Genomic DNA, 22,219 nt, shown 5'->3' on the forward strand with positions numbered 1-22,219 from the left:
GGCGACTGCGCGCCCGTGCAGATTGACTTGTGTCAATCTAGACCCGAAGCCTGACGGCTGCCTTGACGCAACGCAACCAGAACAAGCAGGAACCCCTTGGCCCCTTTCCAGAATGCGGCGGAACTGGCTTCGCCAGGCCGCTCGCATTGCCCCCTGGGGGGTGACGCCGAAGGCGGCGCGGGGGGGGTTAACGGAGCCCGGTGAGAGAGGCTGCGACCGCCCGTTTGAACGGCGTGAAACGCTCCCCGAGTTCCACCATGCCGCGGCGCAGCCAGCGTGCGGGCACGTGTTCGCGCGTGTAGAGGGTCGCCACGGCGTGGGTGGCCATGTAGAGGCCGCGCGCCGCGCGCTGGTGGACCAGCTGGTAGCGCTCCAGCAGCTGCGGTGAGGCGATGTCCTGACCGCTCTGGTGGGCCTGGATCAGCGCCTTCGACAGGGTGTCGATGCTGCGCAGGCCGAGATTGAAGCCGTGCGCCGTCACCGGGTGCATGCCGACCGCGGCGTCGCCCACGACGGCGAAGCGCTGAGCCACGAAGCGCCGCGCCCACACCCCCACCAGCGGGTAGGCGTGGCGCGTGCTGACCAGACGCATGTCGCCCAGCTGGCCGCCGAAACGGCGCGTCATTTCGAGACCGAAGGCAGCCTCGTCCAGGCCCAGCAGCGGCTGGATGGCCTGGTGCGGCAGGGTCAGCACCACCGAGGAACGCGGACGGCCGCTGACCGGGTCGGGGTTCATCGGCAGCAGGGCCAGGGTCTGGCCGTGGTCGAACCACTCCCAGGCGGTCTCTTCGTGCGGCCGCTCGTGGGTCATGTTGCAGACCAGCATGGTGCGGCCGTAGTCGTGCATGTCGGCGGCGATGCCCATGGCACGGCGGGTGCTGGAGTGGCGGCTGTCGGCGGCCACGATGAGACGGGCCGACAGGGTCTCGCCGCTGGCCAGGGTCAGGCGGGCCGACTGGGCGTCGGTCTGGATGCCAGTGACCTGCTGGCCGCAGCGCAGCTGGGGCGCCGGCCCCTCGCCGTCGCCCATCGCGGCCTCGAAGGCGGCGCGGCGGATGTGGTGGTTGGCAACCAGGAAGCCCAGCTCGGACTTCGGGCTGAGGTCGTGGCCGATGCGCATGCGCGACTGCGCCCTGCCAAAGCCGCCGTCGAGCACCAGCGCGTCCTTCAGCGGCGCGATGTTCTCGTCGCCGAGCCGCGGCCACAGGCCCAGCTGGCGCAGCTGTTCGGCGCTGTGCTGGGTCAGCGCGATCTCGCGGCCGTCAAAAGCGGGTTTCTGCAGCGATTCGAGGGGGCTCTGTTCGATCAGGGTGGTGCGCAGGCCGCTGCCGCGCAGCGCCCGGGCCAAGCTCAGGCCGGCCGGCCCGGCGCCCACGATGAGGAGGTCGTGTTCCATGGCGCGGCAGCTTACGTGTGTGCCACGGCCACGGGATTGACTCAGGTCAACGGGCACAAAAAAGCCCCGGCGAACCGGGGCTGTGAGGGCTGAGGAGAACCGTTCAATGAAGGCTGTGACGCATCAACTGGCCTTGGCACCGGGGCCGTCGCAGCCCATGCCGCCCATGCCGCGGTGGCCACCGTGGCCGCCTTTGCCGCCCATGCGGTGTTCACCCTTCATGCCGGCGCGGTGGAAACCGCCGTGGGCCTGGGTGTCGAACACCTTCTGCTGCTCGGGCGTGAGCGCGGCGTAGAAAGTCTTGACCGCCTCGATGCGCTTGGCCATCGCGGCATCGCGCTCGGCGCGCAGCGCCTGCATCTTGTCCAGGCGCTGCGGCGTGGTCAGCTGGCTCCAGTCTTCCCGGGCCATACCGGGCGCGCCGGCCGGCGGGTTCGGCACGGTGCCGGCGACGTAAGCGTTCCAGGCGGCTTCCTGCGAGGCGGTGATCTTCAGGGCCGACTTGAGCTGCGCCTGGTGCTCGGCGTGGCGCTTGGTCATCTGCTCCAGGCGCTGGGCGCGGCGCTCTTCCCACTGCTTGCTGTCGGCTCCGGCCTGGGTCCCCTGGCCGCGCTGGCCCATGTGCTGGGCGTGCATCTGCGGGTCCATGCCGTGGTGCTGGCCCATGCCCTGGGCGATGGCGGTGGCCGAGACGCCTGCGATGCCGGCGAGGATGGCGGCGACGACGAGGCTGCGTTTGGCGAAGGGTTTCATGCGTAGGCTCCTTGAGGTTGAGGGGGCGGACACCGGGGCGGGATGCCGGGGTGCCATGGGTTCAGTGTCATACCCCCGTGTGTACCGTTGTCTGCCCTTGTGATGCTGTCCGGTAAAGATTTGTTCCAGTACCGGCGCGCTGGGGAGCAGGGGGTTTGATCCTCGTCAAGGATGGGCCAGGTCGTCCAGGATCGGGCAGTCGGGCCGCTCGTCGCCGGGGCAGTGGCACAGCAGGGTGTGCAGGCTGCGCTGCATGGCCTGCAGCGCCTCGATGCGCTGGGCCAGGTCGTCGTGGTGCTTCTGGGCAATGCGCTTGACGCTGGCGCTGCTGCGCCGCCGGTTTTGCCACAGGCCGACCAGCTCGGTGATGGCATCCAGCCCGAAGCCCATGTCGCGCGCGCGGCGGATGAAGCGCAGCGTGTGCACGTCGGCCAGGCTGTACTGGCGGTAGTTACTGCCGGTGCGCGCCACCGCGCCCAGCAGGCCCAGCGACTCGTAGTGGCGCAGCATCTTGGGCGAGATGCCCGAGAGCTGCGCGGCGGTGCCGATGCTGACCGGCCAGCGGATGGCCGCGTCCTGAACGGCGTCGCTGTCCGAGACCGGAGTGCCGGCCGGATCGGATTTCATGCGGCGACCTGGTATCCCTCTTCCCGGATGGCGGCCGCCACCGCTTCGCGCGGCTGGGCGGTGTTCACCTCGACGAGGTTCTGCGCGCGGTCGATCCTGACCTCGGCCTGCGGGTCGAGGGTCTTGATGGCCGTCTGCACGGCGCGTTCGCAGTGGCCGCAGGTCATGCCCTGCACGGTGAAGGTCTGTTGGCTCATGGAGTGGCTCCAGTGGATTGAAAACAGCGCAATGATGCACCTTGACATGGTGTCAAGGTCAAGTGGCCTCGGTGGATACACCTTGTGGCTTGACCTTCCCATGGGGGTAAACCTTATGCTCACCCCATGAACTCAGTCACGATGGAATTGAACGACGACACCTGCCAGATCGACCTGGGCATCGGTGGCATGACCTGCGCCTCCTGCGTCTCGCGCGTGGAGAAGGCCCTGCGCAAACACCCGGGCGTGGAGGCGGCGACGGTGAACCTGGCGACCGAGTCGGCGCGCATCGTCTACCGCGGCAGCGACGCCACCCACGCCGCGGCACTGATGCGGCGCGCGGTGCGCGACGCGGGCTACGAGCCGCGCGCGATGGACGCGCCCGAGGTGGAACAGGAGCGTCTGTGGGGCCTGCCGCTGGACCTCTGGCCGGTGGTGATCGGTGCATTGCTGTCGGCGCCGCTGGCCCTGCCCATGGTGGGCGACCTGTTCGGAAAACACTGGATGCTGCCGGCCTGGATCCAGTTCCTGCTGGCGACGCCGGTGCAGTTCTGGCTGGGCGCGCGCTTCTACAAGGCCGGCTGGCACGCGCTCAAGGCCCTGACCGGCAACATGGAGCTGCTGGTGGCCATCGGCACCACGGCGGCCTGGGCGCTGTCCACCTGGCTGTGGTTCAAGGCCGAACCTGGCGAGATGGTGCACCTCTACTACGAGGGCGGCGCGGTGGTGATCACCCTGGTGCTGCTGGGCAAGTGGCTGGAGGCGCGCGCCAAGCGCCAGACCACCGACGCGATTCGCGCGCTGCACGCGCTGCGGCCGGAAAGGGCCCACCTGGTGCCCGATGGCGTCAGGCGCACCGAGATGAGCGATGTGCCGGTGGACGAACTGCTGGCGGGCGACATCGTGCGCGTGCTGCCCGGCGAACGTTTTCCGGCCGACGGCGAGTTGCTGCTGGGCGAGACCCAGGCCGACGAATCCATGCTGACCGGCGAGGCAATGCCGGTGGCCAAGCGCCCAGGCGACCGCATCACCGGCGGCTCGCTCAACGGCGAGGGGTCGGTCGAGATCCGGGTGAAAGCGGTGGGCGCGCAGAGCGTGCTGGCCCACATCATCGCCCTGGTGCAGGACGCGCAGGCCGGCAAGGCGCCGGTGCAGCGCATGGTGGACCAGGTGGCGGCGGTGTTCGTGCCGGTGGTGCTGGTGATCGCGCTGGTCACGCTGGCGGCCTGGCTCTGGACCGGCGCGCCGATGGAGGACGCCCTGCTGCACGCGGTGGCGGTGCTGGTGATCGCCTGCCCCTGTGCGCTGGGCCTGGCGACGCCCGCGGCCATCATGGCGGGCACCGGCGTGGCGGCGCGCCACGGCATCCTGATCAAGGACGCACAGGCGCTGGAGATCGCGCACAAGGTGGACACCGTGGCCTTCGACAAGACCGGCACGCTGACGGTGGGAAAACCGCGCCTGCTGCTGATCGAGGCGGTGTCCGGGGCCGACGAGGAGGCGGTGCTGGGCGCGGCGGCGGCGCTGCAGGCGCAGAGTGCCCACCCGCTGGCGCATGCGGTGCTGGAGGCGGCCACGGCGCGCGGCCTGGTGGTGGCGGCCGACGGGGCCCGCGAGGTGCAGGCGGTGACCGGCCGCGGCACGCTGGGGCAGATCAAGGGCGTGACGCTGGCGCTGGGCAGCCTGCGCTGGATGGACGAACTGGGCGTGCCGCTGGGGCCGCTGGCGCTGTCGGTGCACCGGCACCAGGCCGATGGCGCCACGGTGTCGCTGCTGGCCAGCCGTGCGGGCGAGGACCAGCCCTGGTCGGCCCTGGCCCTGCTGGCCTTCGGCGACGAGCCCAAGCCCGGTGCGGCCGGGGCGCTGGCGGCGCTCAAGGCCCAGGGGTTGAAGACCTACATGGTCTCGGGCGACAACCGCGGCGCGGCCGAGGCCATGGCGCGGCGGCTGGGCATGGACGTGGACGGCGGTGCGGTGATCGCCGAGGTGCTGCCGGGCGACAAGGCGGATATCGTCAAACGCCTGCGCGAAGAAGCGGGGGCCGGTCACACACACACCGTGGCCATGGTGGGCGATGGCGTCAACGACGCCCCGGCCCTGGCCGCCGCCGACGTGGGCATCGCCATGGGCAGCCGCGAAGGCGGGTCCGACGTGGCCATGCACGCGGCCGGCATCACCCTGATGCGCGGCGACCCGGCGATGGTCCCGGCGGCGCTGGACATCTCGCGCCGCACGGTGAGCAAGATCCGGCAGAACCTGTTCTGGGCCTTCGCCTACAACGCGGCCGGCATCCCGCTGGCGGCGCTGGGCTACCTGAGCCCGGTGCTGGCCGGCGCGGCGATGGCGCTCAGCTCGGTCAGCGTGGTGAGCAACGCGCTGCTGCTCAAGCGCTGGAAGCCCGGGCGCTGAGGCCGCGTTGGCCGCGGGTCACTGCCGCATGGCTTCGGCCGTGCGTTCGGCCACCGGGCTGGACGCGGCTGGTGCCTCGACCAGGGGTCGCGCAGGCAGGTAGCCGTCGAGCGCCTGCCGGGTGTCCAGTTCGCGCATCTGGCTGAAGCCGTTCTGGAACAGGATCTTCTGCCCGTCGTTGCGCAGCTGGACGCGGGTGACCTCGCCCAGGGCGGCGCGGTGCTCCAGCAGGTAGTGGTGCGACGACTCGGCGATGCGGTCGATCTGGGCGTCGCTGAACCGGCCATCCGTGCGCAGGCCGTCGACCATGCGCTGCAGGGAGGCCGAGCTGGTGGCGTCCAGCGCCGGCGCAATGCCCAGCGCCTGCAGGGTGGGGTGGTCGCCAAAGCCGGTCGGGGCCAGCCGGTTCTCGCGCTGGAACTCGGTGAGCAGGCGCTCGGTGCCCGCGCCGAAATCGCTGTCGTCCTTGAGGGACTTGCCGTTGCGCTGCAAGGCTTGCTGCAGCAGCCGGACCTCGTTGCCCTGGTCCCCGCGGTCGAGCACCGAGGGGTCGTTGACATCGCGCCGGTAGGCGGCGAGGGCGGTCTGGATCTCGGGGATGTTGCGCTCCTCGGAAGGGCGGTAGCGGTCGCTGGCGACCTGGCGGTGCGCGGCTTCCATCGCCAGCGCGTTGCCGGGCTTCTGGAAGTTCTCCTGGTACTGGCGGGCGAGTTCGCCGGCTTTGGGCCCTGCGAAGTAGCTCACGGCCGCTTTCTGCTGGTCCACCGCTTGCATGAAGCGTTCGTAGTCTGCACCGTCTCGCAGGGCTGCGACGAGCTTGTTGTAGGTCTTGGGGCGCTGGTTCTCTGCCTTCGCCAGCACACACATCACTTCCAGCTTGCGGTCATCGGGAATGCGGGCGCCATGGCGATCCAGTGCGTCCTTGGCGTCGTCTGCAATGGCCTGGACCTGTGGAAAGTCAATGTGTCTGTGAATCCACTGCTGTCCTTCTGGCGAGCTGGCCCAGACGTTGATGGTGTCCCGGTGTTCGGCGGAGATGAACCGGATCGACGGGTTATTTCCCTCGCCGTTGCCATGGCTGAGCAGGTCCTGGCGCAGCGTGGACAGCCCGGCCGCGTTGTCCGGAAACGGGTGCTTGTTGGCTTTGGCGTAGGCGGCCGCTTCTGCAATCACGGCATCGACGTACGTGGTTTCGCCCGCCTTGAGCGTCCGGCTCTCTATCGAGCCCAGCGGCCAGGTGCCGCGCTGCCCGAGATCGACCTGGATGGTGCCGATGGAGTAGCCGCTGTTGTCGGCGACCTTTGAGATGTCGCCCCACTGGCTCGGAGTGACGCCAGCCACGCTCAGCCGGTAGGAGCTGTTGCCGCCCTCTGTCCCCCGACCGACGACGAAATAGACGGCGCCACTGCGCTGGATCGGGTCGTTGATATCGATGTATGCCATGTTGTTCCTCCCTGCGAGCTCTGCCTGACGTTGGTGTTCTGGGGTCAGTTCAGATCAAGATGCAGTTGCAGCTGCTGCCGGCGCTGTGCGATCCACCGGATCTCGTTCGTCGAGACGGACAGATCCGAACTGCCGCCCTGCGGGTAGTAGACCGACGTGGCGAAGCCTCGCTCGTTGTCCAGGAAGGTGGCCCATGCGGCCTGAGATGTCACCAGGGACTTGCGCTGCTCCTCGCTGAGCTTGCCCGCCAGTTGCTTGTAGAGCAGATTCAGCTGCTTGAGCTGCCATGCCTTTTCGTTCTGGATGCACGGCGCCTGCTCCAACCGCCCGTTGGCCTTCTTCATACAGTCCAGGTAGGTCTTGCTTTCCAGCTGCCCGAGCGGGGGCGGGGCTTCCGGGGTTTCGCTGGCGGTGGTGGCGCAGCTGGCGGCGCCCAGGGACAGGGCGAGGAGGGCGATTCGGATGGGTTTCATGGTGGGTGGTGTGACAGCGGTGGACAGAACCAGGCAAGGCCCGGGAACCCCAAAAATGCTAGCACTTTGGTATGCAACGACTTGTAAGACCCACCCCCTTCGGCGGGTGCCGCCCCGCGAGGCTTGACATGTATCAAACCCCCTGGCACCCGGTTCCGCCATATTCGGGGAACCATTCGCCGACCGGACGGTCGGCTATGCACAGCCGGAGACAACACCCATGACCCACGAAGCCCTGCGCGTCATTCGCGAAGAACACGCCACCCTGGCAGCCATGCTGCAGTCGCTGATGCAGCTGGTGCGGCGCGGGCCCGAGGTCAACGGTCTGGACGATTCCGGTCGCTTTTTCGATGTGCTGCGCGCGATGCTGTTCTACATCGACGAGTTCCCCGAGCGGCACCACCACCCCAAGGAGTCGGACCTGCTGTTCCCGCGCGTGGTCAAGGCCGCACCGCACACCATGGCCACCATCGACCAGCTCGAGCGCGACCACCTGCGCGGCGAGCCCCGGGTCCGCGAACTCATGCACATGCTGGTGGCCTGGGAGCTGCTGGGCGACGGGCGCCGGGCGGCCTTCGTCGACGAGGTCACGCGCTATGTCGACTTCTATCTGGAGCACATGCGGCTGGAAGAGACCGTGATCCTGCCGGAGGCCGAGCGCCACCTCACCGAAACCGACTGGCACGCGCTGAACGCCGCCTTCGCGACCAACCAGGACCCGCTGAACGGCCGCATTCCGCGCGACCCGCAGTTCGACCGCCTGTTTACCCGCATCGTGATGAAGGCGCCGGCGCCGGTCGGTCTCGGCGGCTGAAGGAGGTCCCCCACGCTCCGCCACTGGCGTGGGTCGCTGCCCCCCAGGGGGGCGCGAATCCAGCTTGGGGCGGCCCGGCGCTGGATTCCTTGGCCCCCACGCTCCGCCGCTGCGCGGGTCGCGGTTGCCTTGACGCGCCACAATGGGCGGATGCCCCTTTCCTCGCCGCACGACCCCATTCCCTACGGGCGCCTGGCCCTGGCGCTCTCGCTCGGTGCGGCGGTGTCGCTGGGCATCACACGCTTTGCCTACGGGCTGCTGCTGCCACCGATGCGCGAGGACCTGGGCTGGAGCTATGCGCTGGCCGGGTCGATGAACACGGCCAACGCCGTGGGCTACCTGCTCGGCGCGATGGCCATGGCCCGGCTGCTGCAGCGCACGTCGCCCAGCCGGCTGTTCGTGGTCGGGGCCGTGCTGGCCACGCTGTTCATGGCGGCCAGCGGCTTTTTCACCAGTGCCGCGGCGCTGCTGCTGCAGCGGCTGCTGGCGGGTGTGGCCAGCGGCCTGGTGTTCAGCACCGGTGGCCTGCTGGCGGCGCGGCTGGGGACGCGGCAGCCACAGCGCAGCGGCCTGCTGCTGGGCCTGTACTACGGGGGCACGGGCATCGGCATCGCGCTGTCGGCGCTGGGGGTGCCGCTGGTGCTGGACATGGCGCAGGGACGGCCGCACGCCTGGTCCTGGGGCTGGTGGGCGATGGCGCTGCTGTGCGCGGGCGCCACGGCGCTGATGGTCTGGCCGGCCCGCGTGCTGGACCGGCTGGAGGCCACGCCGCCGCAGGCCGCCAGCGGTGCCGCCGGGTCCACGGTGTCGCTGCGCCCCTTCCGCTGGCGCGACTTTGCCTTCGGCCTGCTGGGTTACATGGGCTTCGGCATCGGCTACATCGGCTACATGACTTTCGTGATCGCGCTGCTGCGCGAGCAGGGCGCCAGCGCGGCGGCGGTGTCCACCTTCTACGCGCTGCTGGGCCTGGCGGTGATCGCGTCCTCGCGCATCTGGGCCGGCCTGCTGGACCGCCACCGCGACGGCCAGCCGCTGGCGCGCCTGAACGCGCTGCTGGGGGTGGCCGCCATCGTGCCGGCGCTGACCACCGCCTGGCCGCTGCTGCTGGCCTCGGGCCTGCTGTTCGGCGCGGTGTTCCTGTCGGTGGTGGCCAGCACCACCGCCCTGGTGCGCCACAACCTGCCGCCGACGCAGTGGGCGGCCGGCATCAGCGCGTTCACCGTGACCTTCGCAGCCGGGCAGATCGTTGGCCCCACGGTGGTGGGTTTCATCGCCGACGGCCCCGGCGGCCTGGCGCGCGGCCTGGTGTTCTCGGCCGGCGCGCTGTGGCTGGGCGCACTGCTGGCCTTGCGACAGCGTGCCCTCTGAGGTTTATTTGGCCAGACCCTCGGCCTTGAGGGCTGCCTGCACGGCAGGGCGCGCGCCGACGCGTGCGCGGTAGGCATTCAGGTTGGCCAGGCCGCTGATGTCCACGCCGACGAAGGCGGCCCAGTTGGTGACGGTGAACAGGTAGGCGTCGGCCACGCTGAAGGCGTCACCCAGCAGGTATTGCTTGCCGGCCAGCTCGCCGTCGACCCAGGCCAGGCGCTGCTCCAGGCGGTCCTTGAAGGACTGCTTGGCTTCGGCGGGCATGGCCGGGTTGAACAGGGGCGAGAAGCTCTTGTGCAGCTCGGTGCCGATGAAGGTCAGCCACTCCATCAGGCGGTAGCGGCCCAGGGTGCCGTAGGCCGGGGCGAGGTTCTTCTCGGGCGCCTGGTCGGCGATGTACTGGACGATGACCGGGCCTTCGCGCAGCTTCTCGCCGTCGGCCATCACCAGCAGCGGCACATAGCCCAGCGGGTTGATGGTGTAGTAGTCGGTGCCGTCGGGCAGCTGGTGGGTCTTGGTCGGGGCCGGGATGGCCTCGAAGGGCAGGCCGGACTCGTGCAGCACGATGTGGGGCGAGAGCGAGCAGGCGCCGGGCGAGTAGTAGAGCTTGAGCATGGGAGTCTCCTTGGGGGATGAACGACGAAAGCGGGTGATGCTATCGGGCCGCCGGAATTTCTGCAGGGCGCGGGCCTGGCCCGACGCGCAGGCCTACAAATGGCTCTGTCAAGTTGATTGGTTTGCGATATCTTTCGGGCCACTTGGGCTCCTGCCGCCCGCCACTTCCTTCAAGCCATGGCCACCGGTCAATTCGCCTTCGCCGTCAACACCAACCGCTTCCTCGCCTGCGAACCGCTGGCGGACCAGCCCTTCGCCATCTCTGGGGTGCCCTACGACGGCGTGGTGACCAACCGCCCCGGCGCGCGCTTCGGGCCGCAGGCGATCCGCGCCGCCAGCCTGATGCTGTGCGACGGCATCCACCCGGTGTTCGACGTCTCGCCGCTGGAGCTGCTGGGCGACGCGCTGGACATGCGCCTGCCCAACGCCTCGCCGCTGCCCGAGGTGCGCACGCATATCGAGCGGCAGGCGGCCGAGCTGATGGCGAAGCACCACTGCGTGTTCCTCGGCGGCGACCACTCGGTCACGCTGTCGCTGCTGCGCGCCGCCAAGGCGCGCCACGGCGAGGCCCTGGCCTGCGTGCACTTCGACGCCCACTGCGACACCTGGACGGACCACTTCGGCGAGCCTTCGGGCCACGGCACCTGGACCTATGAGGCGATCCAGGAGGGCCTGATCAGCGCCGAACACACGGTGCAGATCGGCATCCGATCGGCCGGCGTGCGTGCCGCGCGCGAGTACGTGGCCGACCAGGGCGGGCAGATCTTCACGGCGCGGGCGCTGCGTGGTCTGGACGGCGCGGCGCTGGGTCCCGTGCTGGCAGCGATCCGCGAGCGCATCGGCGACCGGCCCTGTTACCTCACGCTGGACATCGACGTGCTGGACCCGGCCTTCGCGCCCGGCACCGGCACGCCCGAACCGGGTGGCCTGACCAGCGCCCAGGTGCTGACCTTCATCGAGGAGCTGACGGGGCTGAACTGGGTGGGCATGGACTGCGTCGAGGTCGCGCCGGCCTACGACCACGCCGAACTCACCACCAACGCGGCCGCCACCTTCGTGTGGAGCTACCTCTGCGGCCAGGTCGCAAAACGTTGACCATGTTCGCGCGATCTCTCACCGGCTCCGACACCCAGCTCAACCAGAAGAGCTACTACGAGGCCAGCGTGGTCCGGCCGGCGGCCTGTGCGCCGCTGGAAGGGGCGGTCGAGGCCGACGTGGTGGTGGTGGGCGGCGGGTTCGCCGGGCTGTCGGCGGCGCTGGGGTTGCGGCAGAAGGGGTTGAGCGTGGTGCTGCTGGAGGCCGACCGCATCGGCTCGGGCGCCAGCGGCCGCAACGGTGGCCAGGCCATCGTCGGCTACGCCAGCGGCCAGGGACCGTTCGAGGCGCAGCTGGGCGCGGCGGACGCGCAGCGCGCCTGGGACCTGTCGGTGGAGGCGGTGGAACTGATCGAGCAGCGCATCGCGGCGCACGGCATCGATTGCGACTGGCGGCGCGGCTACACCTACGTCGCCGATTCGCCAAAGAAGGCGCGGGCCCTGCACGAAGAATTCGAGGACCACAGCCGGCGCGGCGTGGCCTGCGACTGGGCCGAGGGCGCGGACGTGGCGCGCTTCATCCGCAGCCCGCGCTACGTGGCGGCCTTCCGCGAAAACACCTCGGGCCACCTGCACCCGCTCAAGTACGCGCTGGGCCTGGCCCAGGCGGCGCGGGCGGCGGGCGTGCGCATCCACGAGCACTCGCCCGTGACGGGGCTGGACCGCGGCCGCACGCTGGTGGCGCGCACCGCCCGAGGCCAGGTGACGGCGCGCTTTGGCGTGCTGGCGGGCAACTGCATGCTGCCGGAATACGGCCCGCGCGTGGCGCCCGAGATCGCGCCGCGCATCATGCCGGTGGGCACCTACATCGTCGGCACCGCGCCGCTGGACCCGGCGCTGTGCGAGCGCCTGATCCCCGGCCGCGCGGCTGTCTGCGACAACAACTTCGTGCTCGACTACTTCCGCTTCAGCGCCGACCACCGCATGCTGTTCGGAGGCCGCGTGAGCTACACCACCATGACGCCGCCGGACCTCCAGGGCGTGATGGCGCGGCGCATGGGCGTGGTGTTCCCGGAGCTGAAGAGCGTGCCGGTCGAGTACGTCTGGGGTGGCTTCGTCGACATCAGCATGAACCGCGCGCCCGACTTCGGGCGGCTGGGCGACAACCTCTACTACCTGCAGGGCTTCAGCGGGCACGGTGTGGCGCTCACCGGCCTGGCCGGCCAGATGGTCGCCGAAGCGGTGGCGGGGCAGGCCGGCCGCTTCGACCTGTTCGCCCGCCTGAAGCACCACGCGTTTCCCGGCGGCCCGCTGCTGCGCACGCCCACGCTGGCGCTGGGCATGCTCTGGCACCGGATGAAGGACGTGATCGGCTGATGCGCCGGCGGCTCAGGCCTTGAGCGCCTGCTGCACCGCGGCGGCCAGCAGCGGCCCGCCGCGCGCGATGCCCGACAGCGGTGCATAGCCGTAGCCGATCACCAGACCCTTGAGGTCCTGGCGCGCCAGGCAGTAGGCCGACAGCGGCCGCACCGTCAGGCCCTGCTGGGCGATGCGCTGGGCCAGCGCGCGGTCGTCGGTCTGGGCCGGCAGGCGCAGGCACAGGTGCAGGCCCTGTTCGGCGCCGCTGATGAAGGGGCCTTCCTGGCCGGCGGGGGCGAGCACGGGTTTGAGCGCCTCCAGCAGGCACTGGCGCCGCTCGCCGTAGGTCTGGCGGGCGCGGCGCAGCGCGCTGCTGAAGTGGCCCATCTCCATGAACTCGGCCAGCGCGGCCTGCAGCGGCATCTGGCCCGGCCGGTTGAGGTCGTAGTGGGCCTGGCGAAACGCCGCGACCAGGGCCTTGGGCACCACCAGGTAGCCCAGCTTGATGCCGGGGTAGAGCACCTTGGAGAAGGTGCCCATGTAGAGCACGCGGCCGTCGGTGTCCAGTCCTTCGAGGCTGCTGATCGGCGGGCCGGAGAAGCGGTACTCGCTGTCGTAGTCGTCCTCCAGCACCCAGGCGTTGTGCGTGCGTGCGGTGGACAGCAGCTGGTGGCGCCGCGGCAGGCTCATCACTGCGCCGCTGGGGTACTGGTGCGAGGGCGTCAGGTAGATCAGGCGCGGCGGCTTGGCGTCGTCGGCCGCCGACGGCCGGATGCCCTCGTCGTCCACCGGCACCGGGTGCAGGTCCAGGCCGGTGGCCATGAAGGCCTTGACCGCGCCCCAGTAGGCCGGGTCTTCCACCCAGACGGTGTCGCCGTGGTCGGCCAGCAGGCGGGCGCAGAGTTCGAGCGACTGCTGGGTGCCGGTGGTGACGATGACCTGGTCGGCGTCCAGCTGCACGCTGCGGAACACGCGCAGGTAGTCGGCGATGGCCCGGCGCAGCGGCGCATAGCCGCCCGAGCTGTTGTAGTCCAGCATGTCCGGGTAGGTCATGCGCCAGTGTTTGTTCTGCAGCCGCTGCCAGAGCGTGAGCGGGAAGGCGCTGAAGTCGGCGATGCCGGGCGTGAAGGGCTGGACCTCCAGTTCGGTGGCGCAGAAGCGGGTGGCCAGGGCCTGGCCGCGCGCCGACATGCGGGGCGCCGGGGCGGGGCTGCGCACGCCCGTGAGGCCCGGATGGCGGCCGGGCGTGGCGCGTGGCACGCTGTCGTTCACATAGGTGCCGCTGCCGACCCGGCTGACCAGATAGCCCTCCACCGAGAGCTGGTTGATGGCTGCCACCACCGTGTTGCGCGAGAGGTTCAGGTCCTGCGCCAGGTCGCGGCTGGAGGGCAGGCGCTCGCCCGGGCCGAGCTTGCCGTCGAGCATGGCGCGGCGCAGCGCCTCGTAGAGCTGGCGGTGCAGCGGCAGCGCGTCCTGCGCGCCCAGGCGGTGCATTTCGGCGAGGAGGAATTCGGACAGCATGCGGGTATGGGCGGGCCATGACAGCGGTCAAATGGCACCATCTTGTTTTAACAAATGGCCCTGATTGTGATCCAATTGCCTCGCCACAATCAAGTCTGGAGCTTCAAAGCCATGAATTCATCACCCTGCATGGTCTGGCTGCCGGCCGACCACCGCCTCATGGGCGACCACGGCCACCAGATGCCCTTCCTGCTGCTGGGCGACAAGTACGCCCGGGCCGTCAAGGTCGGCGCCGAGTGCCAGCCGGTCATGTTCCCGCTGGCCGACGCCGGGCAGATTCCCGAGCTGCTGCCGCTGGTCGACGGCGTGATGCTGACCGGCTCACCCTCCAATGTGCACCCTTCCCATTTTGACGAGGACGTGGCCGATCCCAGCCTGCCGCTGGACCCGGTGCGCGACTCGCTGACGCTGGCGCTGATCAAGGCCTGCGTGCACGAGGGCGTGCCGCTGCTGGGCATCTGCCGCGGCTTCCAGGAGATCAATGTGGCCCTGGGCGGCACGCTGCACCAGCGGGTGCACGAGGTGCCCGGCCGGATGGACCACCGCGAGTCCAAGACCGCGCCGTTCGAGGTGCAGTACGCACCCAGCCACCCGATCCGGCTGGTGCCGGGCAGCGTGTTCGAGACCTGGGCCGGCGGCCCCGAGGTGATGGTCAATTCGCTGCACGGCCAGGGCATCAGCAAGCTCGCCCCCGGGCTGGACGCGCTGGCCCACGCGCCCGACGGCCAGGTGGAGGCGGTGGCGGTGCAGGGCGCCCGCACGTTTGCCTACGCGGTGCAGTTCCACCCCGAATGGCGCTGCTGGGAAAACCCCTTCTACACCGCCATCTTCCAGGCCTTCGGCAAGGCCTGCCGGCAGCGCCGCAGCCTGCGGCTGCAGGCCGCCGACCTGGCGCGACACACACCGGCCTGACGGTCTCGAGACGGTCCGGCCCGACAGAATCAACACAGAGAGACAGCACTTTATGAACCAGCCGATCACCAGTCCCCAGACCTTCAACGACCTGGAGCAGTGGCTCAACCAGAACCGCGTGACCGAGGTCGAATGCCTCGTGCCCGACCTGACCGGCGTGGCCCGCGGCAAGATCCTGCCGCGCGAGAAGTTCACCGAAGATCGCGGCATGCGGCTGCCGCAGGGCATCGTGGCCATGGGTGTGACGGGCGAGTTCCCGGCCAGCGGCCCCTACTACGACGTGATCGAGCCGACCGACCGCGACATGCAGCTGCGGCCCGACCCGGCCACGGTGCGCATCGTGCCCTGGGCCACCGACCCCACCGCACAGGTGATCCACGACTGCTTCGACCACACCGGCAAGCTGGTGCCGTTTGCTCCGCGCTCGGTGCTGCGCCATGTGTGCGACCTCTACGCCGCCGAGGGCTGGGACCCCGTGCTCGCGCCCGAGCTGGAGTTCTACCTGACCGCGCGCAACACCGACCCCAACACCCTGCTGCGCCCGCCCATCGGCCGCAGCGGCCGCGCCGAAACCTCGCGCCAGGCGTACTCGATCGACGCAGTGAACGAGTTCGACCCGCTGTTCGAGGAGATCTACGACTACTGCGACAAGATGCAGCTGAACGTGGACACGCTGATTCACGAGATCGGTGCCGGCCAGATGGAGATCAACTTCTTCCACGCCCACCCGCTGGGCCTGGCCGACGAGGTGTTCTTCTTCAAGCGCACGGTGCGCGAGGCCGCGCTGCGCCACGACATGTACGCCACCTTCATGGCCAAGCCCATCGCCGGCGAGCCGGGCAGCGCCATGCACATCCACCAGAGCGTGGTGGACAAGCAGACTGGCCGCAACATCTTCAGCAAGGACGACGGCAGCGCGTCCGACGCCTTCCTCCACTACATCGGTGGCCTGCAGCGCTACATCCCGGCCGCCATGGCGCTGGTGGCGCCCTATGTGAACAGCTACCGGCGCCTGTCGCGCCACACGGCCGCGCCCATCAACATCGAGTGGGGCCACGACAACCGCACCGTGGGCATCCGCTCGCCGATCTCCAGCCCGCAGGCGCGGCGCGTGGAGAACCGCGTGATCGGTGCCGACGCCAACCCCTATGTGGCGATGGCGATGACCCTGGCCTGCGGCTACCTGGGCATGAAGAACCAGATCAAGCCCAAGCCGGAGATGCGTGGCGACGCCTACCTCTCGCCCTACGCGCTGCCGCGCAGCCTGGGCGAGGCGCTGGACTGGCTGCGCCGCGAGACCGACCTGCACGAGGTGCTGGGCAAAGAGTTCATCACCATCTACACCGAGATCAAGGAGCTGGAGTTCGAGGAGTTCATGAAAGTCATTTCTCCCTGGGAACGCGAACACCTGCTGCTGCATGTTTGACCCCCCGCGCCGCCTTTGGCGTCACCCCCCAGGGGGCAACGCTGGCGGCCCGGCAAAGCCGGTTCCGCGGCGTTCTTGAAACAACCCCTTCATTCGTGAGACTGTGATGAACACTTCCACTCTGATCGCTCCCCCCGCCCTGGTCCGCCGTGCCGAGCAGCAGGACACCAAGGCCATCCAGGCACTGGACAGCGCGCACTACATCCACCCGTTCACCGACCACGGCGACCTGGCCACGCGCGGCGCGCGCGTGATGACCCACGCCGACAACATCTACGTCTGGGATTCCGAGGGCAAGAAGGTGCTCGACGGCATGAGCGGCCTGTGGTGCGTCAACGCCGGCTACGGCCGCAAGGAACTGGCGGACGCGGCCTACCAGCAGATGATGACGCTGCCCTTCTACAACAGCTTCTTCCAGACCACCAACGTGCCCGCGGTGCAGCTGGCGGCCAAGCTGGCGGCGCTGGCGCCCAAGGTCGGCGACCGCAGCTTCAACCACGTGTTCTTCAGCAGCAGCGGCAGCGAGAGCAACGACACCAACGTGCGCATGGCGCGCCGCTACTGGGACCTGATGGGCCAGCCCCAGCGCAAGGTCATCATCAGCCGCCACAACGCCTACCACGGCAGCACTATGGCCGGCGCCTCGCTGGGCGGCATGAGCGGCATGCACGCGCAGGGCGACCTGCCGATCCCCAACATCACCCACATCGAGCAGCCGCACCACTGGGAGAACGCGCGCGCCGGCGAAACCCCGGCCGAGTTCGGTGTGCGCGCGGCCCGCTGGCTGGAAGAGAAGATCCTGGCCATCGGCCCGGACAAGGTGGCGGCCTTCATTGGCGAGCCGGTGCAGGGCGCCGGTGGCGTGATCATCCCGCCCGAGACCTACTGGCCCGAGATCCAGCGCATCGTCGACAAGTACGGCATCCTGCTGATCGCCGACGAGGTGATCTGCGCCTTCGGCCGCCTGGGCCACTGGTTCGCCTACGAGAAGTTCGGCATGAAGCCCGACCTGGTGACCTTCGCCAAGGGCGTGACCAGCGGCTACATCCCGCTCGGCGGCGTGATGGTGGGCAACCGCGTGGCCGAGGTGCTGATCGAGAAGGGCGGCGAGTTCAACCACGGCTACACCTACAGCGGTCACCCGGTGGCCTGCGCGGTGGCGCTGGCCAACCTGGAGCTGATGGAGCGCGAGGGCCTGGTGGACCGGGTGAAGAACGACACCGGCCCCTACCTGGCCCAGCGTTTTGCCGAGCTCAAGGACCACCCGCTGGTGGGCGAGGCCGAGACCTGCGGCTTCGTGGCCGGGCTGGTGCTGGTCAAGGACAAAGTCAAACGCACCATGTTCGACCCCGACCTGGCGGTGGGCATGATCTGCCGCGGCCACTGCTTCAGGAACGGCCTGATCATGCGCGCCGTGGGCGACCGCATGATCATCGCGCCCCCGCTGGTGATGACCCGGGCGCAGATCGACGAGATGATGGGTCTGATCCGCCTCTGCCTGGACGCGACGCTGGACGATTTGCGCTCGCAGGGCCTGCTCGGCTGACCGTGCGCACGCGATTGTTTGTTACAGTAAAAGACGCCCCGGATTGGGGATAAAGTTGGTCTGCTATTTGCTTGTTCAACGCAAGCGTTGAAGCAGGGTGTCTGTACATCAACCGTTGGGAATTATTCCCCTCAAACCTGGAGCGTTCCTCATCATGAAGAAGCAAGTCCTGGCCCTGGCCATCACAGCCGTCCTGCTGGCCGCCTGCGGCAAGAAGGAAGAGCCCGCGCCCGCGCCGGCCGCCCCGGTCGCCGCCGCCCCGGCGCCCGCCGCCGAACCCGCCAAGCCGGCCGGCCCGGTGTTCGACGACGAGAAAGTCCTGAACATCTACAACTGGCCCGACTACATCCCCGAGGGCATGATCGCCACCTTCGAGAAGGAAACCGGCATCAAGGTCAACTACGACACCTTCGAGACCAACGAGGCCCTGCATGCCAAGCTGGTGGCCGGCAACTCCGGCTATGACATCGTCGTGCCCGGCACCGTGTTCGCCAAGCCCCAGATCGAGGGCGGTCTGCTGCAGCCGCTGAAGAAGGACCAGATCCCCAACCTGGCCAACCTGGACGGCGAGTTCATGAAGACGCTGACCAAGGCCGACCCGGACAACCAGCACCTGGTGCCTTGGGGCTGGGGCTTCACCACCGTGGGCATCAACAAGACCAAGCTCGAGAAGGCCCTGGGCGGCATGCCCATGCCGGAAAACGCCTGGGACCTGGTGTTCAAGCCCGAGTACACCAGCAAGCTCAAGTCCTGCGGCATCGCCTACCTGGATTCGCCCACCGAGATCATCCCGGTGGCGCTGCACTACATCGGCAAGGACGCCTACTCGAACGACCCGGCCGACTACAAGGCCGCCAACGAGATGCTGGCCAAGGTTCGCAAGGACATCCGCCTGTTCAGCTCGACCATGATCGACGACATCGCCGGCGGCAAGGCCTGCGTGGCCATTGGCTGGTCCGGCGACATCAACCAGGCCGCTGCCCGCGTGAAGGAAAACGGAGGCAAGGATGTGATCGAGGCCCTGCTGCCTTCCTCCGGTGCGCTGCTGTTTGTCGATGCCATGGCCATCACCAAGGACGCCAAGCACCCGAACAACGCAATGGCCTTCATCGACTACTTCCTGCGTCCCGAGAACGCGGCCGCCATGGCCAACGAGATGGGCTACCCCACCGGCAACAAGGCAGGCATGGACAAGGTCAACCCCGAGATCGCCGGCAACAAGACGATCTTCGTGGAGTCGGACTACATGGCCAAGATGATCCCGCCCAGCAGCTTCACCAACGAGGCGCGTGAGGCGATGTCCAACGCTTACAACAGCTTCAAGAAGGGCAAGTAAGCACCACCGGCACCCAGGCATAGCCTGCACGGGCTGTTCGTACCCTGTGTATGAACAGCCCTTTCTGTTTCTGAATCACCAACAACGAGGGGTCACCATGGCAGCAGCCGGCACGCAAGAAGGCTATCTGGTCACGGAAAAACTGGTCAAGCGGTTCGACGAGGCGGTGGCCGTCGACGAGGTTTCGCTGTCCATCGGCAAGGGCGAGATCTTCGCCCTGCTGGGCAGTTCGGGCTGCGGCAAGTCCACGCTGCTGCGCATGCTGGCCGGCTTCGAGACCCCGACCAAGGGCCGCATCCTGCTCGGTGGCCAGGACGTGGCCAACATGCCGCCCTACGAGCGGCCCGTGAACATGATGTTCCAGAGCTACGCGCTGTTCCCGCACCTGAACATCTGGGAGAACGTGGCGTTCGGCCTCAAGCGCGAGGGCCTGCCCAAGGACGAGGTGGCCAGGCGCACCGACGAGATGCTGGCCCTGGTGCAGCTCACCCCGTACGCCAAGCGCAAGCCGCACCAGCTCTCGGGCGGGCAGCAGCAGCGCGTGGCGCTGGCGCGCAGCCTGGCCAAGAAGCCCAAGCTGCTGCTGCTGGACGAGCCGCTGGGCGCGCTGGACAAGAAGCTGCGCGAGCAGACCCAGTTCGAGCTGGTCAACATCATCGAGAAGGTGGGCGTGACCGTGGTGATGGTGACGCACGACCAGGAAGAGGCCATGACCATGGCCAGCCGCATCGCCGTCATGAGCAAGGGCCGCGTGCTGCAGGTGGGCACGCCGCAGCAGATCTACGAGTACCCGGGCAACCGCTTCGTGGCCGACTTCATCGGCAACGTCAACCTGTTCGATGGCAAGCTGACACTGGACGAGCCCGACCGCTGCGCGGTGGGCACGGCGATCGGCGAGGTGCACGTCGGGCACGGCATCAGCGGCACCCTCGACATGCCGGTGGCGGTGGCGGTGCGACCCGAGAAGATCGAGATCGCCAAGGAGCGCCCATCCCACATCGACCACAACCTGTTCGCCGGACGGGTCAAGGAAATCGGCTACTTCGGGTCGTACAACAACTACATCGTGGTCACGCCACAGGGCACCAAGGTGAAGATCACCGAGCCCAACGGCTCACGCCACGAACTGCTGGACATCACCTGGGAGGACGACGTGTTCTTCTGGTGGGACGACCTCGACGCCGTGGTGCTGCGCGACTGAACCCGAACCGAGGAGCACCACCATGGCGTCACCCCTTCCGGTTCCAGGCAAGCGCTTCGTCATCGGCGTGCCCTATGTCTGGCTGTTTTTCTTCTTCCTGCTGCCCTTCCTGATCCTGCTGTACATCAGCTTCGTCGACCAGGGCGAGAGCATCAACCCCTTCAAGCCGATCTGGGACCCGGTGACGGGCATCCTGAGCCTGAAGTACGAGAACTACTGGACCATCTTCCGCGACGACGAGGGCGGCGCGCTGTTCCAGACCATCTACATCGAGGCCTACCTGCGCTCGATCTGGTACGCCCTGCTCACGGCCCTGCTGTGCCTGCTGATCGGCTACCCCTTCGCCTACTTCATCGCGCGCTCGTCGCCGGCGGTGCGGCCGGCCCTGCTGATGATGGTGATGCTGCCGTTCTGGACCTCGTTCCTGCTGCGCGTCTACGCGTGGAAGGGCATCCTGGCCGACCAGGGTGTGGTCAACAAAGTGCTGATGGCGGTGGGCCTCACCAGCGAGCCGATCCAGATGCTCTACACCAACGTGTCGATGCTGGTGGGCATGACCTACGTCTACCTGCCCTTCATGGTCCTGCCGCTCTACGCCAACCTGGTGAAGATGGATTTCCGCCTGCTGGAGGCCGCCTACGACCTGGGCACCACGCCCTTCAAGGCCTTCTGGCTGGTGACGGTGCCGCTGTCCAAGGCCGGCATCATCGCCGGCTTCATGCTGGTGTTCATTCCCGCGGTGGGCGAGTTCGTGATCCCCTCGCTGCTGGGCGGACCGGAGAACATCATGATCGGCCGCGTGGTCTGGGACGAGATGTTCACCAGCAACAACTGGCCGCGCGCCTCGGCGCTGGCGGTGGTGATGATCGCGCTGATCATCGTGCCCCTGGCGATCTACTACCACTACACCGCCGAGGAGAAGAAGTGATGAAACGGATTCTCGAAAAGCACTTCGGCAAGGCCTGGATGGCGCTGGTCTACCTGTTCCTGTACCTGCCGCTGTTCTTCATGATCGTGTTCAGCTTCAACAGCACCCGGCAGGACGCGAACTTCACCGGCTTCTCGCTGCGCTGGTACGAGGCGCTCACGCGCGACACCAAGATCGTCGAAGGCTTCTGGCTGTCGGTGAAGGTCGCCGCGGTCACGGGCGTGCTCTCGGCCGTGCTGGGCACCTTCGCGGCCTTCGTGCTGGTGCGCTACCGCCAGTTCCTGGGCCGCACCATCTTCTCGGGCATGGTGAATGCGCCGCTGGTGATGCCCGAGGTGGTGATCGGCCTGTCGCTGCTGCTGCTGATGGTGGGCGCGCAGAACGTCTTCGGCTGGCCCGAGCGCGGCATGCTGACCATCATCCTGGGCCACACGTTGCTGGGCATGGCCTACGGCATGGTGGTGATTCAGAGCCGGCTGATGGAGATGGACCGCCGCATCGAGGAGGCCGCGATGGACCTCGGCGCGCGGCCGCACCAGGTGTTCTTCCTGATCACGCTGCCCAACATCTTCCAGGGCATCCTGGCGGCCTTCCTGCTCTCCTTCACGCTCTCGTTCGACGACGTGGTGATCTCCGAATTCCTCTCCGGCCCCGGCGTTTCCACGCTGCCGCAGGTGATCTTCGGCTACGCCCGCCGCGGCATCAACCCGACCATCTACGCCGCCGCCACGCTGCTCATCACCACGGTGACCATCGTGATCATCGGCTACAGCGTCTGGGTGGCGCGCCAGACGCGCAAGCGCGAGCGCGAGATCCAGGCCGCCACGCGGGCCGAGCTGTCGGCGCTGTCGGCGCGCTGAG

General features: G+C 68.4%; 20 protein-coding genes. 12 read left to right on the plus strand and 8 right to left on the minus strand.

Annotated elements, in window-relative coordinates; all coding sequences use genetic code 11:
* Positions 1-187 precede the first annotated feature (187 nt).
* The 4 genes from ubiM to HPF_RS00555 form a co-directional block, all read right to left on the minus strand.
* Positions 188-1,396, minus strand: a complete 1,209-nt coding sequence (gene ubiM / locus HPF_RS00540; RefSeq protein ID WP_133155427.1) for a 5-demethoxyubiquinol-8 5-hydroxylase UbiM — start codon at positions 1,394-1,396, stop codon at positions 188-190.
* A gap of 123 nt (positions 1,397-1,519) precedes the next feature.
* Positions 1,520-2,149: a Spy/CpxP family protein refolding chaperone gene (locus HPF_RS00545; protein WP_165961635.1), complete on the minus strand. Its 630-nt coding sequence runs from the start codon at positions 2,147-2,149 to the stop codon at positions 1,520-1,522.
* 165 nt (positions 2,150-2,314) lie between these two features.
* Positions 2,315-2,776 (minus strand): MerR family DNA-binding protein, encoded by a 462-nt coding sequence (locus HPF_RS00550; RefSeq protein ID WP_066152094.1) that lies wholly within the window; start codon positions 2,774-2,776, stop codon positions 2,315-2,317.
* Positions 2,773-2,973, minus strand: a complete 201-nt coding sequence (locus tag HPF_RS00555) for a heavy-metal-associated domain-containing protein (RefSeq protein WP_079366363.1) — start codon at positions 2,971-2,973, stop codon at positions 2,773-2,775. The genes HPF_RS00550 and HPF_RS00555 overlap by 4 nt, the downstream gene beginning before the upstream one ends.
* A gap of 126 nt (positions 2,974-3,099) precedes the next feature.
* Between HPF_RS00555 and HPF_RS00560 the strand changes: the two genes are divergently transcribed.
* On the plus strand, positions 3,100-5,382 hold the full coding sequence (locus HPF_RS00560) for a heavy metal translocating P-type ATPase (protein WP_133155429.1): 2,283 nt from the start codon (positions 3,100-3,102) through the stop codon (positions 5,380-5,382).
* 18 nt (positions 5,383-5,400) lie between these two features.
* Here HPF_RS00560 and HPF_RS00565 read toward each other — a convergent pair whose 3' ends face one another.
* Both HPF_RS00565 and HPF_RS00570 read right to left on the minus strand, forming a co-directional pair.
* Positions 5,401-6,825, minus strand: a complete 1,425-nt coding sequence (locus HPF_RS00565) for a peptidoglycan-binding domain-containing protein (protein WP_133155430.1) — start codon at positions 6,823-6,825, stop codon at positions 5,401-5,403.
* A gap of 44 nt (positions 6,826-6,869) precedes the next feature.
* Entirely contained in the window at positions 6,870-7,298 is a 429-nt protein-coding gene (locus HPF_RS00570) for a lysozyme inhibitor LprI family protein (protein ID WP_165961636.1), read from the minus strand.
* Between the two features lie 220 nt (positions 7,299-7,518).
* On the opposite strand from HPF_RS00570, the gene HPF_RS00575 reads away from it, so the two are divergent.
* Positions 7,519-8,112, plus strand: coding sequence for a hemerythrin domain-containing protein (locus tag HPF_RS00575; protein WP_066152108.1), 594 nt, complete (start codon positions 7,519-7,521; stop codon positions 8,110-8,112).
* A 150-nt stretch (positions 8,113-8,262) separates the two neighbouring features.
* Positions 8,263-9,480 (plus strand): YbfB/YjiJ family MFS transporter, encoded by a 1,218-nt coding sequence (locus HPF_RS00580; RefSeq protein WP_079366367.1) that lies wholly within the window; start codon positions 8,263-8,265, stop codon positions 9,478-9,480.
* A 3-nt stretch (positions 9,481-9,483) separates the two neighbouring features.
* Here HPF_RS00580 and gstA read toward each other — a convergent pair whose 3' ends face one another.
* Entirely contained in the window at positions 9,484-10,095 is a 612-nt protein-coding gene (gstA, locus tag HPF_RS00585) for a glutathione transferase GstA (protein WP_066152115.1), read from the minus strand.
* A 177-nt stretch (positions 10,096-10,272) separates the two neighbouring features.
* Between gstA and speB the strand changes: the two genes are divergently transcribed.
* Both speB and HPF_RS00595 read left to right on the plus strand, forming a co-directional pair.
* The gene (gene speB, locus HPF_RS00590) at positions 10,273-11,190 is read left to right on the plus strand and encodes an agmatinase (protein ID WP_133155432.1); all 918 of its coding nucleotides are present in this window, start codon (positions 10,273-10,275) and stop codon (positions 11,188-11,190) included.
* A 2-nt stretch (positions 11,191-11,192) separates the two neighbouring features.
* Positions 11,193-12,506 carry an NAD(P)/FAD-dependent oxidoreductase gene (locus tag HPF_RS00595; protein WP_133155433.1) on the plus strand — a complete coding sequence of 438 codons (1,314 nt, stop codon included), beginning with the start codon at positions 11,193-11,195 and terminating at the stop codon, positions 12,504-12,506.
* 12 nt (positions 12,507-12,518) lie between these two features.
* On the opposite strand, the gene pdxR is transcribed toward HPF_RS00595, so the two are convergent.
* Positions 12,519-14,009 carry a MocR-like pyridoxine biosynthesis transcription factor PdxR gene (gene pdxR / locus HPF_RS00600; protein WP_133155434.1) on the minus strand — a complete coding sequence of 497 codons (1,491 nt, stop codon included), beginning with the start codon at positions 14,007-14,009 and terminating at the stop codon, positions 12,519-12,521.
* Between the two features lie 111 nt (positions 14,010-14,120).
* Here pdxR and HPF_RS00605 point away from each other — a divergent pair, with 111 nt between their 5' ends.
* The 7 genes from HPF_RS00605 (at position 14,121) to HPF_RS00635 (ending at position 22,218) form a co-directional block, all read left to right on the plus strand.
* The gene (locus HPF_RS00605) at positions 14,121-14,921 is read left to right on the plus strand and encodes a gamma-glutamyl-gamma-aminobutyrate hydrolase family protein (RefSeq protein ID WP_079366558.1); all 801 of its coding nucleotides are present in this window, start codon (positions 14,121-14,123) and stop codon (positions 14,919-14,921) included.
* 52 nt (positions 14,922-14,973) lie between these two features.
* Positions 14,974-16,347 carry a glutamine synthetase family protein gene (locus tag HPF_RS00610; RefSeq protein ID WP_066152126.1) on the plus strand — a complete coding sequence of 458 codons (1,374 nt, stop codon included), beginning with the start codon at positions 14,974-14,976 and terminating at the stop codon, positions 16,345-16,347.
* A 106-nt stretch (positions 16,348-16,453) separates the two neighbouring features.
* On the plus strand, positions 16,454-17,893 hold the full coding sequence (locus tag HPF_RS00615; protein WP_133155435.1) for an aspartate aminotransferase family protein: 1,440 nt from the start codon (positions 16,454-16,456) through the stop codon (positions 17,891-17,893).
* Between the two features lie 154 nt (positions 17,894-18,047).
* Positions 18,048-19,229: an extracellular solute-binding protein gene (locus HPF_RS00620; protein WP_079366373.1), complete on the plus strand. Its 1,182-nt coding sequence runs from the start codon at positions 18,048-18,050 to the stop codon at positions 19,227-19,229.
* Positions 19,230-19,326: 97 nt separating this feature from the next.
* Positions 19,327-20,430 carry an ABC transporter ATP-binding protein gene (locus tag HPF_RS00625; protein WP_066152134.1) on the plus strand — a complete coding sequence of 368 codons (1,104 nt, stop codon included), beginning with the start codon at positions 19,327-19,329 and terminating at the stop codon, positions 20,428-20,430.
* Positions 20,431-20,452: 22 nt separating this feature from the next.
* Complete coding sequence (locus tag HPF_RS00630) at positions 20,453-21,358, plus strand: ABC transporter permease (protein ID WP_127806527.1); 906 nt, start codon at positions 20,453-20,455, stop codon at positions 21,356-21,358.
* Positions 21,358-22,218, plus strand: a complete 861-nt coding sequence (locus tag HPF_RS00635; RefSeq protein WP_127806526.1) for an ABC transporter permease — start codon at positions 21,358-21,360, stop codon at positions 22,216-22,218. The genes HPF_RS00630 and HPF_RS00635 overlap by 1 nt, the downstream gene beginning before the upstream one ends.
* The last annotated feature ends 1 nt before the right edge of the window (position 22,219 follow it).

Source organism: Hydrogenophaga pseudoflava (assembly GCF_004353865.1).
Taxonomy (GTDB): Bacteria; Pseudomonadota; Gammaproteobacteria; order Burkholderiales; family Burkholderiaceae_C; genus Hydrogenophaga; species Hydrogenophaga pseudoflava.